This window comes from Shewanella glacialimarina (genome assembly GCF_020511155.1).
GTDB classification, from domain to species: Bacteria; Pseudomonadota; Gammaproteobacteria; order Enterobacterales; family Shewanellaceae; genus Shewanella; species Shewanella glacialimarina.
In genome coordinates this window covers 3,021,918-3,036,590 of the sequence record NZ_CP041216.1, presented here as the reverse complement: position 1 = coordinate 3,036,590, position 14,673 = coordinate 3,021,918, and the positions used below count along the sequence as shown (strand labels likewise).

16 protein-coding genes are annotated in these 14,673 nt (G+C 41.7%); 14 read left to right on the top strand and 2 right to left on the bottom strand.

The genetic code is table 11. The features are described from left to right. The first annotated feature begins 80 nt into the window (after nucleotides 1-80). From FJ709_RS13245 to FJ709_RS13180, 14 genes are all read left to right on the top strand, one after another. Nucleotides 81-1,169, top strand: coding sequence for a 3-oxoacyl-ACP synthase III family protein (locus FJ709_RS13245; protein ID WP_226410502.1), 1,089 nt, complete (start codon nucleotides 81-83; stop codon nucleotides 1,167-1,169). A 5-nt stretch (nucleotides 1,170-1,174) separates the two neighbouring features. Beyond that, nucleotides 1,175-1,927 carry an SDR family NAD(P)-dependent oxidoreductase gene (locus FJ709_RS13240; protein ID WP_226410501.1) on the top strand — a complete coding sequence of 251 codons (753 nt, stop codon included), beginning with the start codon at nucleotides 1,175-1,177 and terminating at the stop codon, nucleotides 1,925-1,927. Then, nucleotides 1,917-2,972, top strand: coding sequence for a PseG/SpsG family protein (locus FJ709_RS13235; RefSeq protein ID WP_226410500.1), 1,056 nt, complete (start codon nucleotides 1,917-1,919; stop codon nucleotides 2,970-2,972). Before FJ709_RS13240 ends, FJ709_RS13235 begins: the two co-directional genes overlap by 11 nt. Then, nucleotides 2,972-4,081, top strand: a complete 1,110-nt coding sequence (locus tag FJ709_RS13230; protein WP_226410499.1) for an aromatic ring-hydroxylating oxygenase subunit alpha — start codon at nucleotides 2,972-2,974, stop codon at nucleotides 4,079-4,081. The genes FJ709_RS13235 and FJ709_RS13230 overlap by 1 nt, the downstream gene beginning before the upstream one ends. A 2-nt stretch (nucleotides 4,082-4,083) precedes the next feature. Next, nucleotides 4,084-5,160 (top strand): pseudaminic acid synthase, encoded by a 1,077-nt coding sequence (gene pseI / locus FJ709_RS13225; protein ID WP_226410498.1) that lies wholly within the window; start codon nucleotides 4,084-4,086, stop codon nucleotides 5,158-5,160. Further along, on the top strand, nucleotides 5,161-5,898 hold the full coding sequence (locus FJ709_RS13220; RefSeq protein ID WP_226410497.1) for a cytidylyltransferase domain-containing protein: 738 nt from the start codon (nucleotides 5,161-5,163) through the stop codon (nucleotides 5,896-5,898). An 81-nt stretch (nucleotides 5,899-5,979) separates the two neighbouring features. Then, entirely contained in the window at nucleotides 5,980-6,213 is a 234-nt protein-coding gene (locus tag FJ709_RS13215) for an acyl carrier protein (protein ID WP_226410496.1), read from the top strand. A 19-nt stretch (nucleotides 6,214-6,232) separates the two neighbouring features. Beyond that, the gene (locus tag FJ709_RS13210; protein ID WP_226410495.1) at nucleotides 6,233-6,994 is read left to right on the top strand and encodes an SDR family NAD(P)-dependent oxidoreductase; all 762 of its coding nucleotides are present in this window, start codon (nucleotides 6,233-6,235) and stop codon (nucleotides 6,992-6,994) included. 10 nt (nucleotides 6,995-7,004) lie between these two features. Beyond that, nucleotides 7,005-7,571, top strand: coding sequence for a UDP-4-amino-4,6-dideoxy-N-acetyl-beta-L-altrosamine N-acetyltransferase (gene pseH / locus FJ709_RS13205; RefSeq protein WP_226410494.1), 567 nt, complete (start codon nucleotides 7,005-7,007; stop codon nucleotides 7,569-7,571). Then, on the top strand, nucleotides 7,568-7,813 hold the full coding sequence (locus tag FJ709_RS13200) for a phosphopantetheine-binding protein (protein WP_188923647.1): 246 nt from the start codon (nucleotides 7,568-7,570) through the stop codon (nucleotides 7,811-7,813). Before pseH ends, FJ709_RS13200 begins: the two co-directional genes overlap by 4 nt. After that, nucleotides 7,813-8,958, top strand: a complete 1,146-nt coding sequence (locus tag FJ709_RS13195) for an AMP-binding protein (RefSeq protein WP_226410493.1) — start codon at nucleotides 7,813-7,815, stop codon at nucleotides 8,956-8,958. The genes FJ709_RS13200 and FJ709_RS13195 overlap by 1 nt, the downstream gene beginning before the upstream one ends. After that, nucleotides 8,955-9,680, top strand: a complete 726-nt coding sequence (locus FJ709_RS13190; RefSeq protein WP_226410492.1) for an SDR family NAD(P)-dependent oxidoreductase — start codon at nucleotides 8,955-8,957, stop codon at nucleotides 9,678-9,680. Before FJ709_RS13195 ends, FJ709_RS13190 begins: the two co-directional genes overlap by 4 nt. A gap of 10 nt (nucleotides 9,681-9,690) precedes the next feature. Next, nucleotides 9,691-10,881, top strand: coding sequence for a class I SAM-dependent methyltransferase (locus FJ709_RS13185; RefSeq protein ID WP_226410491.1), 1,191 nt, complete (start codon nucleotides 9,691-9,693; stop codon nucleotides 10,879-10,881). Nucleotide 10,882: 1 nt separating this feature from the next. Then, on the top strand, nucleotides 10,883-12,088 hold the full coding sequence (locus FJ709_RS13180; protein ID WP_226410490.1) for a class I SAM-dependent methyltransferase: 1,206 nt from the start codon (nucleotides 10,883-10,885) through the stop codon (nucleotides 12,086-12,088). Between the two features lie 72 nt (nucleotides 12,089-12,160). Here the strand turns inward: FJ709_RS13180 and pseC are convergent, their stop codons facing one another. Both pseC and pseB read right to left on the bottom strand, forming a co-directional pair. Continuing rightward, nucleotides 12,161-13,318, bottom strand: coding sequence for a UDP-4-amino-4,6-dideoxy-N-acetyl-beta-L-altrosamine transaminase (pseC, locus tag FJ709_RS13175; RefSeq protein ID WP_226410489.1), 1,158 nt, complete (start codon nucleotides 13,316-13,318; stop codon nucleotides 12,161-12,163). Next, on the bottom strand, nucleotides 13,318-14,316 hold the full coding sequence (gene pseB, locus FJ709_RS13170) for a UDP-N-acetylglucosamine 4,6-dehydratase (inverting) (protein ID WP_226410488.1): 999 nt from the start codon (nucleotides 14,314-14,316) through the stop codon (nucleotides 13,318-13,320). The genes pseC and pseB overlap by 1 nt, the downstream gene beginning before the upstream one ends. Nucleotides 14,317-14,673 lie beyond the last annotated feature (357 nt).

Here is a 14,673-nt window from a genome sequence, read left to right as displayed (position 1 = left end):
CAAGCATGACACTTTCAAGCTATATTATTCAATGTTATAGTTAAAACCAACATTATTCGTTTATTTCAACAGGGTTATCTATGAAAGCTGTGATAAAGTCAGTCAAAATTGCAGGTATGCAAGCCGCTGTTCCTCCCCATAGACATTCATATGTTGAAACACCAGATATTTTCACTCAGGAGGAGGCGGATAAAATTTATGCCAGCACAGGCATACATAGTCGCCGAATCCTGCCAAAACATCTATGTGCATCGGACATGTGTATTGCCGCTGCTGAAACCTTATTAAAGCGCCTTAATTGGGCACCAGAGTCTGTTGATGTATTGGTTTATGTCTCGCAGGATCCTGATTATGCATTACCCGCAACGGCATGTTTAATGCAACACAGACTTGGTTTGTCTCAGGATGCTGCATGTCTTGATGTGAGTTTAGGTTGTTCGGGTTTTGTCTATGGTACCTGGTTGGCGAGTCAAATGCTTAATGGCTCTGATGGTCAACGGGCGTTAGTGCTGTGTGGCGACACTTCTAGTCGTCATCTTTTGCCTGATGATCGCGGTACTCTTCCTCTTTTTGGCGATGCGGGCGTAGCAACAGCATTACAATTTGATGAGAATTGGACTGACTCCTACGCTGTTTTTGGCACCGACGGCACTGGCGGGCAGCATATTGCAGTAAAAGCGGGTGGGCGACGAAACCCCACCATGCCAGAACTTGAAGCCAGAAGCAGTGAAGAAGAACAAAAGCTATATACAGAGTCTCGACTTTATTTAAATGGCGCTGCGGTATTCTCCTTTACATTGAAAGTGGTGCCTAAGTTAATCAGAGAGTCGTTGGCTTTAGCTAATATTGAAGCAGACAGTTTAGATATGGTCGTTATGCATCAGGCTAATCAGTTTATTCTTGAACATTTGCGTAAAAAAGCCAAAATTCCAGCAGATAAATATCTCATCGACATGGCCGACTTTGGCAACACATCCAGCGCCTCTGTGCCGCTAGCCATTTGCCATAAGTTAGGTGATTTTTTCGAAACTGATACAAAAAAAGTCATGTTAGGCGGTTTTGGTGTTGGTTGGTCCTGGGGAGCCATTATTACCGATATTGGCCCAATACTTGCGCCACAAATTATAGAGATAAGTGATGATTTTGAGCCATTAACCTTGGTGCAGTAACTATAATGAATTTAACTAATAAGTTATATGTTGTTACCGGTGCTGCGGCGGATTCAGACATTGGACTCGCTATATGCAAAAAGCTGGATGAATGTGGCGCAAAACTCATTTTAGTGGGCCGGCGAGAAGCGGCGCTTATTGACACAAAACGTCAATTAACTCAACAACATCATCAAATAGCCCCTTTTGATTTAAGTCACCTTGAAGATATTCCATCATGGGTTAAATCGCTTATCAACCAATATGGTGCAATAGACGGCTTAGTGCATAGCGCCAGCTATCAAGGCTATAGCCCACTAAGAACTATTTCACCTAAACAGATTAGCCAATATTTTGATGTTAATTTTTCAGCTGCTGTGATGTTAACTGCGGCTTTTTCTAAGGCAAAACATTTTAACTCTGGAGCCAGCTTTGTATTTATTGGTTCAGCAGCAGGTCAAAGAGGCCTAAAGGCTCGAACCCTATATGCAGCATCGAAGGCGGCACTATCATCCATGGTGCAATCAGCGGCCTTGGAGCTAGCCAGTAAAAAAATTAGAGTTAATTGTGTTGCGCCAGCTGTGGTAAGTGGTGCAAAAGCTGAACTTCAATTTTCGACTTTAGGCGAACAGCAAAGCCAACTATTAATCGATGCCCATCCATTAGGGTTAAGTTCGCCACAAGATGTGGCTAATAGTGTTTATTTTCTGCTGAGTGGCTTAAGTGCTAATACAACAGGTATTACCTTAGCCGTTGATGGTGGTTTTCTTGCCGGTTAAACCACGGGTCGCATTTTACGGAAATAACTCCCATGGTATAGGCGCTGGACATATTATGCGTCTATATGCGCTTGCACAGGCAGCGCAGGTTTTTTTTGATATCACTTTTATTTATAAAACCTGTAGTTTGCCTTTACTCAATAAACTGCATCAGGCTAATTTCAACACGCAACAAATAGCAGCGCCATTATCGACAGATGAACTTTTACCACATGCGTTTACCGCCATTATTGTTGATGATTATGATCTGACAACAGATGAGTGGTTACAACTCAATCAACTTACTATTTTTATCGTTAAGCTAGATGATGCCTTAGACCATCAGCCTATTTGGGCGGACTTTGTCATTAATCCGGCCCCCAATGTCAGCCTTGAAGAGTACCGACAACGAGCGCCTAATGCGACTTTTTGCTTAGGGCCTCAATACACCTATTTACGTAAAGAGTTTGCTGCTCAAGATTATATCCCAATAGCTGAGCGCCCAGATTTACTGATCGCCTTAGGGGGTACAGACCCAAAATCTTTGGCACTGCCCCTTTCAAGAGCCATTATTGATGCACTACCTGAAGCGCATGTCCGCTTGTTGATTGGTCAAGTTCATCAGCAACAGCGCGCTTTAGAGCTGCTGGCTAAACAGCATTCAAACTTCTCGATTATTTGTAACCCTCCATCAGTTGCTCAAATAATGATGCAATCAGGGTTAGCCATATCTGCTGCTGGTGGCACATTGGGGGAGTTAGCAAGCCAAGGTGTACCTACGTTAGCGTTAGTGACGGTTGATAATCAATTGCCCGCACTTGGCTCACCGCTGAATAACAGCTGGTATTATGCTATCGATACGCGTGCTTTTGACTGTAACCAAGCTGATACTCAGATTAATAACGATTTATTGAGTAAAATCAAAGTCGATGCTGTAAACCTCTGGCATGATAAATGCTTGAGACAAGACATGAGTGACATTGCTCGTCAACTGATTGACAGCCAAGGCTGTCAACGAATAATTAGACAGTTGATTGTCAGCATACAACAAAAATCGGAACTTTAATGATAGCGATACAAGCCATTCACCCGACCCATTATTATGACCTGGCCACCTTTGAACTTGAGCGCGTAGAAGTGTTTGAGAAAAACTGGATATTTGTTGGCTTTAAAGATCAAGTGGCTAAAAATCATGATTTTATTACCCTTAAAGTGGGTAATACCCCAGTTGTGGTGCAAAATTTTAATGGACAAGTTAGTGCATTGCTTAATATTTGTAGTCACAGAAGAGCACAGCTTCAAAGAGAAGCTTATGGTAATAGAGCTCTTATATGTCCTTATCATTGTTGGAGTTATAAAAGCGATGGCGCATTGGCTGGCGTTCCACAAAATCGTACTGATTTTGGTCTAGATGAGGCTGCTAAAAAGGCATTATCACTGAGGGAGTTTGCTTTAGAAAGTTGCGGAGAGTTGCTCTTTGTTCGCGTCGCGAAAGCAGGCCCATCACTTGAAGATTATCTTGGGCCGTATTATGCCATTTTAAGCCGTATTTCAGCTGAGTTTACCGATCCCGTTCAACAAGGTGATTTTCGGTGGAATACCAATTGGAAAATCGCCTGTGAAACGGTACTAGAAGTTTATCATGTCGCCGGTGTCCACCCGGAAACGTTTGCAAAATTTGCCAAAGCAGAATGTGATATTGAGTTTTTTAATGGGCACACAACAGGTAATACTCCGCTACAAGATACTCCCAAAAAATGGTGGGCAGGGGCGAGAAAGCACCTAAAACTTGAGCAAAGCAGCGAGTTTACTGAATATAATCACTTCTTTATTTACCCTAATTTGGCAATTGGATTAACCAATGGCTCATTAATGTCGCTACAAACCTATGATCCGTTAACATCCACCCAATCGCAACTGAACTTTCAGCTACGAATGATAAAAAGACTGGATGGCAGTGCCACAAGTGATGCTGTAAAAGCGGTCATTAAAGCTAACTTTACCGAGTTTAATCATACCATTTTGGAAGAAGACCGATTAGTGGCTGAATCTTGCCAAGCGAATATGCCTGCTGTTAATACACCAGGCATATTGGGTAAATGTGAAGACAGGATCCGACATTTTCATGACGCCTGGCGTAGCGATATTAAACCGCAGTTAAGTTCGGGAGAATAAGTATGTTTGCTTCCACAATTAATATCGATGGCCGAGAAATAGGCCCACTGCATAAACCGTATGTTATTGCAGAATTATCAGGTAACCATAAAGGTAATTTAGATCAAGCCTTGGCGATGATTGATGCCGCAGCGGCAACAGGTGTTGACGCTATCAAAATTCAAACCTATAGCGCTGATACCATAACGCTTAACCATAATGGCCCAGAGTTTAGTATTGAAGGTGGCCTTTGGGCTGGTCGTACGCTATATGATCTTTATCAAGAGGCTCACACCCCATGGGCGTGGCATAAAGCGCTATTTGAACGAGCAAAACAAAATAATATTACGTTATTTTCATCTCCCTTTGACCTTAGCGCAATTGAACTGCTTGAATCCCTTGGTTGCCCAGCTTATAAAATTGCTTCTTTTGAAATTAACGATATTGGATTGATTAGCGCTGCAGCAAAAACCGGCAAGCCAATCATTATGTCAACCGGTCTTGCTACACTGGAAGAGATTGAAGAGGCTGTTGAAGCTGTTGCCTTAGCTGGTGGCACGCAGTTGGCATTACTGCATTGTATTAGCGGTTACCCAACGCCGATTGAAGATTGTAATTTACGCACTATTACCGATCTGTGCCAGCGGTTTGATTTTCCTATCGGATTGAGTGATCACACCATTGAAAATACCGCATCTATTACCGCGGTAGCGCTTGGTGCAAGTGTTATTGAGAAGCATTTTACACTCGATAAAAGTGATGGTTCAGTAGATGCGGCATTTTCATTAGAACCTGATGAATTTGTTCAATTAAAACAACAAGCGGATAAAGTGCACAGTGCACTGGGCGTTGCTGGCTATGAAGTAAAACCCAGTGAAGCAGGTGGAAGATATTTCAGGCGTTCCTTGTATATTGCGCAGGCGATTAAACAAGGCCAGAAGTTTACCGCTGACAATGTGCGTTCAGTAAGACCCGCTCATGGGCTACACACGCGCTATTTACCTCAAATAATTGGCCAAATTGCTACCCAAGATATCGCCTTTGGCGAGCCGATGAAAGAAGCTTATCTGTCTTTTCCTTTACTTAAAAAGGAGAAATAAATGCGCGTCATTTGCATTACGCAAGCTCGCATGGGATCGAGCCGATTACCTGGCAAAGTGTTAGCGCCAATAAATGGCCGCCCTATGTTGGAATATCACATTGGCAGAGTTAAGCAGTCAACACTGGTTGATATTCATATTATCGCCACCACTACTGAGTCGACAGATCAACCCATTGTTGACTATTGTGAAGCCAATCAGCAGCCGTATTTTTGTGGTGACGAACATGATGTACTCGATCGCTTCTATCACGCAGCATTAACGGCGGAGGCAACCGATGAGGATATTATTATCCGTCTCACGGGGGATTGTCCGCTTATCTGCCCCAGCCTTATTGATGAGGCAGTGAAACAACATCGTCAAGGGGACATGTCACAGTACACACACATTAGCCTCGCGTATTTCCCCAGGGGGTTTGATGTGGAAGTATTTAGCATGGCAAGCCTGTTAAACGCCTATAAAGAAGCGACGACTCAGCCACAACGAGAACATGTGACCCTTTACCTTTACAGCAAACCCGATGCACATATTGTACCGATAGAAACCGGACAATTAGCATGGGGGCAGTTTAGGCTTTGCGTTGATGAACAAGATGACCTTCATCTTGTTGAACAACTAATTGAGCATTTAGGTAATGACTGGCTTGAGGCGAGTCCTGACAAAATTTGCACTTTGCTGCTTAATAATCCGCAGCTTGCAAAGATAAATGCCCATGTGGCACAACGCACAGCACATTAACATAAACAAATACCTATTTTTGCCGATACACTATTAGCGGCACTGTAAATAAAAAAACACGACAAATTAGAGGTGAATAAGATGAACAGACAAGAATTTTTAAACAACTTAGAAGAGATATTAGAACTTGATGACAACACCTTAAAAGGTGATGAAGTATTGATGGAGCTTGAGCAATGGGATTCATTAGCTTTTCTGAGCGTGATTGCGATGGCTGATGAGAATTTTGACATCATCATTCAAGGTGACAAATTAGAAGAGATCAACACAGTAGCGGATCTTATTGCACTGGTTGAAGAACATTTAACTGCATAAATAACTAGTCGGTACCGAGATGATCTTTAATCCTATGGATTTCAGCGGTAAACGAGTATTGATCACTGGCGCATCGGCAGGCATTGGCCGCGCATGCGCCGTGTTACTCGCTAAATTGGGCGCAACCTTGATACTCAATGGTCGCGACCTGGTCGCTCTTGAAAAAACAGCATCAAGCCTTGAAGGTAGTGGTCATGTTTGTGCGCCATTTGATATGGCCGATACCGATAAACTCTCTGATTGGGTCAAATCATTAGTTAAAGAATACGGTTATATTGATAGTTTTGTTCATTGTGCAGGTATTCAAATAACCAAACCTATACGGGTATTTGACCAAGCATTTTTTAACGAAACTATGCATGTCAATTTAGCTAGCGCTATGGCTATCGCTAAAGGTTTCAGGCTCAAGCGTGATCGCTCTAAGCAAGGTGCGATAGTTTTTGTGTCCTCAATTGCGGGGCTTATTGGCCAAACCGGTAATACTGTTTATGGCGCAAGCAAAGCTGGTTTAATGTCGCTAACTCGAGGGTTATCGATGGAGTTACTGCGGGATAATATCAGGGTTAATTGTGTTGCGCCTGCACTCGTTGAAACAGAGATGGCACAACGCACCCAAGACAGTATGACCGAAGCACAATATCAGCATATGCTTAACCAACACCCTATGGGATTAGGGCAGCCAGAAGATGTGGCCAATGCGGTAGCCTTTTTACTTAGCGACGCTGCTAAGTGGATAAACGCTGTCACACTGCCAGTTGAAGGCGGCTATTTAGCAAATTAAGAAGTAGATAATGGCGTTAAATTTTAAACGTGTAGATGTCAGTGATGCAGAGTTATTGCTTAAGTGGCGTACCGATCCAGAGATCACTAAACACATGTTCAGTGATCTTGAAGAGCCATCATTAGACAAACAAAAAAACTGGATACGGTCACTTGAAAAAAATGACAACTATCGTGGTTATATGATCCAAGATGATGGTGTTTCAATTGGCTTTTTGTGTTTTACCGATATAGATAGACAACACCAACGCTGCAGTACGGGTTCTTATATTTATGAGCGTCAAGCGAGACTCAAATATGGTGTCACTATGCATACTTATATTTGTAACTATGTTTTTTACCAGCTAAAACTCAACAAAATTGTAAACTATGTACTGGATGCAAATGAAAAAGTGGTCAAGCTACAAACATTGCATAAAACGCGTTTAGTTGGTCACCTAAAGCAACATATTTGTAAAAATGGCCAGCTACTGGATGTGCACATTTTTGAGCAGCTAAAACAAGATTGGCTAACCCAAAAGCAACATTTTAGCTTAGATAAAATATCAGCCGCTTTTAATGATTGGAATAATATATGAGTAACTTAGCCGATATCATCCTCAATGAGACCCGTCAAATTATTGAAAATAAGGCCGAGGTTTGTCCTGAAATAACTGTCGAGTCAGAGTTTTTAGTCGACTTACCAATGGACTCTTTGGACTTAGCAACATTGATTGTGACTTTAGAATTAACAACCGGAATTGATCCCTTTCGTGATGGATTTAAGACGTTTCACAGCATTGCCGAACTGATAGCGCTTTATGAAGGTGCAGCAGTTTAATGTTTGTTATCGATGAGCAATTCTCATTAATTGAGCCGGGCTTACAGTGCTGTGGAATTGATTTTACTCCCAGTGCTGACTGTAAAAGCAAAACGTTCATCGAGCTTAATGGCGCTGCTGACAACGCAACTAGCCCGCTGGTGTCGAAAATGATCCAGGCGATGGTTGATGCACAACAAGCTGATATCCCGGTTATTTTTAATCGAACTAATCAAGGTATTGATGACAGCAATCTTCCAACAGGTTTCGCTATTGGACTATTAACATCGGGTACGACCGGGCAACCTAAGTTAGTTTTTCATCGGCTAAACAAATTGATGCCTAAAAACGCTAACAATACCGAGAAAGTGGCTAGCAGATGGCTACTTTGTTATCACCCAATGAGCTTTGCTGGTTTACAAGTCATTTTGCAGGCTATTGTTAGTAAAGATACGTTGATTGCCGATGTTGATGCCAATCTTCAACGCAAATCCGAGCTTGCGATAAAGCATAGTGTTAATGCCATTAGTGCGACTCCTTCAATGATGCGGGCGTTATTAATGAGCTGGCATACAAAATCACCACCATTGGCCGTTATTACTCTGGGCGGAGAAATAGCTGACCAGCGCACCTTAGATGCTATCAAGTTACAATGTCCTAGGGCTAAGGTGCGCCATATCTACGCAACCACTGAAGCTGGTGTCATATTTTCAGTTAAAGATGGATTAGCGGGCTTTCCTCGAACTTGGCTAAAACAAGAGTTTAATGGCTGGCAATTAAGAGCTACGCATACATTACAACTAAACAGGCGTAACGAGTCTATCGACACCGGTGACTGTATTACTCTCACTGATGACAGAGTATTATTTACCGGTCGAGAAGATAGTTTAGTGAATGTAGGTGGTGTTAAGGTTAATCTTGAAACCTTAGAGCAAAAAATTATTGCATTGGTTGGAATAATTGACGCAAGAGTCTACGCCAAAGCTAACCCTATTACAGGGGCACTTATCTGTGTTGAGTTATGTGCTGAAGATCAACAGATTGCTAAAGAAGCACTTAAAGAACTTGCTGAACAATTAGAACCTGCGGCACGACCTAGAATTATCACCTTTAGTGAGCAAATTAGTCTTTCTGCGACGGGTAAAAAACAGAGGTTGATTCAATGAAACACATTATGGTCACAGGCGGTAGTCGTGGACTGGGTTTAGGCACAGTTATTCACTTACTTAATCAAGGTTATAAGGTCTCTACCTGTAGTCGCAATAAAACGGCGGCGATCGACGACCTAGTAAATAACAACGAACATGTTAAGTGGTTTCAGTGTGAAGTCGGTAATGCAGATCAAACCGCTGCATTTGTAAAATCAGCCTGTGAATGGGCAGAAGTACCACTTTGGGGGCTAATCAATAATGCCGGCATTGCAAAAGAGGGGGTGTTAGCCACCTTTCCTAATGTAGAATCTGATGCGTTATTGCAAGTGAATTTAAACGGTGCGTTGTACTTTGCTCGTGAGGTGCTAAGGGTATTCTTAAGGCAGAATAGTGCGGGGCGAATTATCAATATAAGCTCAATCATTGGTAGTCGAGGTTATACTGGTCTTGCTGCCTATTCTGCGTCAAAGGCGGGGTTAGATGGCTTAACCCGTGCGCTTGCCAGAGAGAATGGCCGCCGAAATATTACCGTCAACTCCATTGCTCCTGGTTATCTCGACACTGAGATGTCGTCGACACTTTCAGATAAAAAACGCGACCAAATTATCCGCCGTACACCTATGCATCGTTTGGGTACAGTTGCAGATATAACCCCTGCAATCAGTTTCTTGTTGTCCGATGACGCGGCATTTATTACTGGGCAGACGCTGACGATTGACGGCGGTATTACCAACTAGGACTTCACCTATGGCTATAACTTCATGTCAGCTTTGTAACCGTCAGCAATGGCAAACATTTTCAGATATTTCATTTGGGATATGGGAGGAAAGTAGCACAATACTTTCCCGTCAAAACTCAGTTTATCCTCTATCTAAATGTAAACATTGTGGACACGTTCAGATTAGTAGTGAATATACGCCAGCATTATTTGAAAAGTTGTATTTTCACTCTACCCAAGAAGCTGTCATGTGGCATGAAACTCTAGTGGGTGATAATAGTCCATACGAAGAGATGATAGACTTTGCATTAAATGATTCGACACCTAAGACTGTCGTCGATTTTGGTTGTGGCGAAGGAAAACTATTAGCTGCTGCCAATAAACGACTGCCAGACAGTACACTAGTCGGTATCGATTTTAATGACCGTTTTTCTGAAGATAATATTCACTATCTCTCGTTCGATTTAAATAATCTCGCTCAGTTGCCAAACCAACATTGGCCAGAGGGTATTGATTTAGCGATGGCTTCGCATGTATTAGAGCATGTAATTAATCCAGTTAACTTCTTACAGCATATCAAACAACAACTGAGCCCAAATGGGGCAGTGTTTATTGAAGTCCCTGACTTTTCACAATGCCATATCCTTCAATCCATTGGTATGAGTAATTTAGTTAATTTACAGCATATTCATTACTATACGGCAGACTCTATAACTTTTGCAGCCAAACGGGCTGGATTTAAAGTGGTCAAAATTAGTCGTATAACAACAGGCTATATACCCAGATTACAGGTATTACTAACCCCAGATGAAATAGTCCAATCTCATCCATCATCTTCTTTATTTGATGCCGCGGATGTGATCAAACATTATCAAGCACAATGTCGTCAACTACGGACTAATTTAGCCGATGCATTGCGTGAGAGTATAAGCCGAGATGGTAAGGTTGGTATTTGGGGGGTAGGGGCTGATTTTTATAATCTGATGACTGAGCACGCTGATATAAATGACTTGATTAAGCAAGGCAATATTGTGCTGTTTGATTACGCACTAAAAGATAGAATACTCCAGCAGCAACCCATCTTATGCAGTAGTCAAATTCCTTCGGCCAAGTATACCGTTTTTATGAGCCCTCAACTTGCAGAAACAAGGATAAAGATGCGATCACTTAGCCAAGATTGGCATAATGTTGTAGACCCTTTTTATACCGGGAATGATTAAGATGAGCACGATAGTTGCGACGCAAACATCATGTAAAGTATGCGGTCATACCGTATGGCAGCAAATAGATACACTGACTTCCGGCATTTGGGATAAGCAGGCTAAAGAACTCAAAAGGCAAGTGCTCCGTTTCCCTATCGGACAGTGCCAGCATTGCAGCCATGTTCAAGTAACCATCCCTTATACTGACGCAATATTTGGTGCACTTTATTTTTCCAATGCGCTAGAGCCTGATATGTGGTGTGATACTCCTGAAGGAGAGAAGTCTCCCTATGAGGAGATGTCAGAGTTTTTCGCATCCTATATAAAAATGGGCGCGCATATTGTTGACTTTGGCGCGGGTGGTGGTGCGACGCTGAAGCATATTGATAGTCAATTTAAAGAGTTTTCAATCAAGCTTTCTAGCGTAGATTTTCACGACCACATACAATCGAATACAGTCGAACATATTACTGCTAACTTAAATCAACTGGATACAATCCTGCCTCATTTTGCTAAATATCCAATCAACATCGCAATCAGCACACATGTTCTTGAGCACATAGTCGAACCTGTGCGTTATTTAACGCAAATGAGCGAATGTTTAGTTGAGGACGGTATTATTTTCATCGAAGTGCCAGATTGCAGTCCTGATGCCTTTACAGATAACTTGGGAGTGACCAATATTGTTCATGGCCAACATATTCATTATTACACTAAAGACTCTCTCAAGTTGATTGCTGAAAAAGCGGGTCTGAAAATTATCAATCAACAGCAGCTAACCACAGGTAATATTCCCAGATTATTGTTGCTATTAAAAAAAGTGACCACGGCGCAAATAAGTAATCATAGCGTTATAAAACACTCGGCAAAGCTTGCTGTTGAACAGCGTTTTTCTCAATATAATAGCTACTTGAGTGTTCTATTTAATCAGATCCAGCATAAACTAACGCAGCAAGAAAAAGTCGGGTTATGGGGCATAGGCGGGGACTTCTATTTATTAATTCAATCGTATCCTTCAATACTCAAGGCAATAGAGAATCAACAAATAATGCTTTATGATTATGAGCTTGCAGGTCACACCTTTGCGGGACAAGAGATTTTATCTAGCACTGGATTAGAACTGGTGGCTAATACTGTCTATATTGTGCCAATTTATGCGCCGACAAGAGAAAGAATGACAAAACTGTCTCAAAATTGGCACGCTCAAATCATCGATCCTTATTAAGAGTTTGAATGAGCGTGGCAACAATGAAATCCTATTCACTTGCCGTTACTTCTGGGCAAAGTGAAATAATAGCTATTTGATAAGGCTTAAAATGTCAGTAAGATTACGGACAATAAAATCCTGTTCACTTTCTGTTAACTCTGTGTAAAGTGGCAAAGTTAAACAATGACTATAATAAGCTTCCGCTCCAGGGCAATGACCAGGCAGGAAGCCTTTTTGTAGATAAAAAGGCTGAAGGTAAACAGGGAAATAATGCACGTGAACGCCAATTCCAGCTATACGCATTAGGTTGAAGACAGACTTACGGTCGATATTTGCAGGCAAGCGCACAATAAACAGATGATAGGCGCTGTGACAGTGATTAAGAGGTTGAATAAATTTAATATCTAACTTGTTAAGTAGTAACTCATAACGTTTAGCCAATTGATTACGTTTATCAACAAACTCACTTAAGCGTGTAATTTGACTATTACCTAATCCTGCTTGTAAATCTGTCATCCGATAATTAAACCCAAGATTATGTTGCTCATAGTACCAATCACCTTCATCAGGTCTTAGCATCTCATCTGCGGATTTAGTTATGCCATGACTGCGGTACGATTGCATTGCTTGAGAAAGTTGCGGACAATTTGTGGTCGCAACGCCTCCTTCTGCTGTGGTGATGATTTTAACGGGATGAAAACTGAAAACGGTAATATCACTAAATAGACAACTACCAATAGGTATATCAGCATAGTGTCCACCAATAGCATGCGCGGCATCTTCAATGATTTTTATACCATAAGGACTTACTAGCTTAGATACGGCCTGCATATCACAACTATGGCCAGCCATGTGAACAGGAATAATAACCTTGGGTAATATTCCTAACCTAGCGGCCTCAAGAAGTTTTTTCTCTAATGCAACGGGACACATATTGGCTGTTGACGGATCCACATCAACAAAATCGACGTCCGCGCCGCAATAGAGCGCACAATTGGCCGAGGCGACAAAAGTGATCGGGCTTGTCCAAACAATATCTTCCTTACCAACCCCTAATGCTAGACAGGCTGCGTGCAGCATCGATGTTGCGCTATTTCCTGCCACGGCAAAATTGGCCTGAGTTTCGCGACAAATATTAGCTTCAAACAGTGGTACTTGAGGGCCTTGGGTTAAATAATCACTATTTAAGACGCTAATGACAGCTTCGATATCTGCTGCATTTATATCTTGTCGTCCGTAGGGGATCATTAAACACTCTCCTCATCCAAGTTTTTTATTTCAGCGGTAGATAAAAAATGGTGGTTATTACCAGAGTGATATTCAAACCCCGGTTTAACCAGGGAGCCATTTTCGCCGAGTTGATTAATTGAGTAATCATGCTCACGGTCGAAGAAGGAAATACTTGGTGTTATCACGAAGTGATCATCAAATTCGATGGTGTGATGTGAATCATCAGCAGGGCACATAATTTCATGCATTTTCTCACCTGGGCGAATACCAACAATATCATGCTTAAGACCTGGGCCGTAAGCTTCAGCTAAATCAGTAATATGCACCGATGGTATTTTAGGTACGAAGATTTCTCCGCCTTGCATACGCTGGAAATTCTTTAGTACAAAATCAACCCCATCTTGCAGGGTGATCCAAAAACGTGTCATATCCGGGTGAGTTATCGGTAGTGATGTTGCGCCATTTCGGATTAATTGCTGAAAAAAGGGCACAACCGAACCGCGCGAGCCAACCACATTACCGTATCTAACCGCTGAAAATCGTGTTTCGCCTTCACCAACAATATTATTACCGGCGACAAACAATTTATCGGAAACTAACTTGGTCGCACCGTAAAGGTTTATCGGATTAGCAGCTTTATCGGTAGAAAGCGCAATGACTCGCTTCACCTTGTTAGCAATAGCCGCTTTAATGACATTTTCGGCGCCATGAATATTGGTTTTAATGCATTCCATCGGGTTATATTCAGCTGCAGGTACATGCTTGATCGCCGCGGCATGAATGACATAATCCACATCCTTAAAGGCCTGCATCATGCGATCGCCATCACGGACGTCGCCAAGAAAGTATCGCATACAGGGGGCATTATAGACCTGCTGCATCTCATACTGTTTGAGTTCATCGCGCGATAAAATAATCAACCGCTTAGGCTTGTATCGCTCTAAAATTGTCTTAGTATATTTCTGACCAAATGAGCCCGTACCACCTGTTATTAGAATCGATTTATTATCAAACATGTACTCTCCAAATTGTTGTCTTCGTCGCCCAGCTTTCTTTTTATGTAGATATTAAGCTGGCAAAAGACAACTTTTTCTTGTTAACCCAACAAACCGTTAAAGCAATTTCTGCACCATAATGGGTTTAATTACAACAGTTACTCATTAATCTATTCATATCTATAGTGCAATTTTGGCAAGTAAACCTATATAAACATCTGTAATCTTAGTAACTTAATTCTAATTGTCTAACCTTATTTTTCTTATAGGGCATGAAAATTAGCTATTTGGTTAAATTTCTAAAAAAATGTCTATAAAATAAGTTTTGTCTCTCCTTGTGGCATAAATATCGCAATTAAAAGGAAATTTTAGATAAAC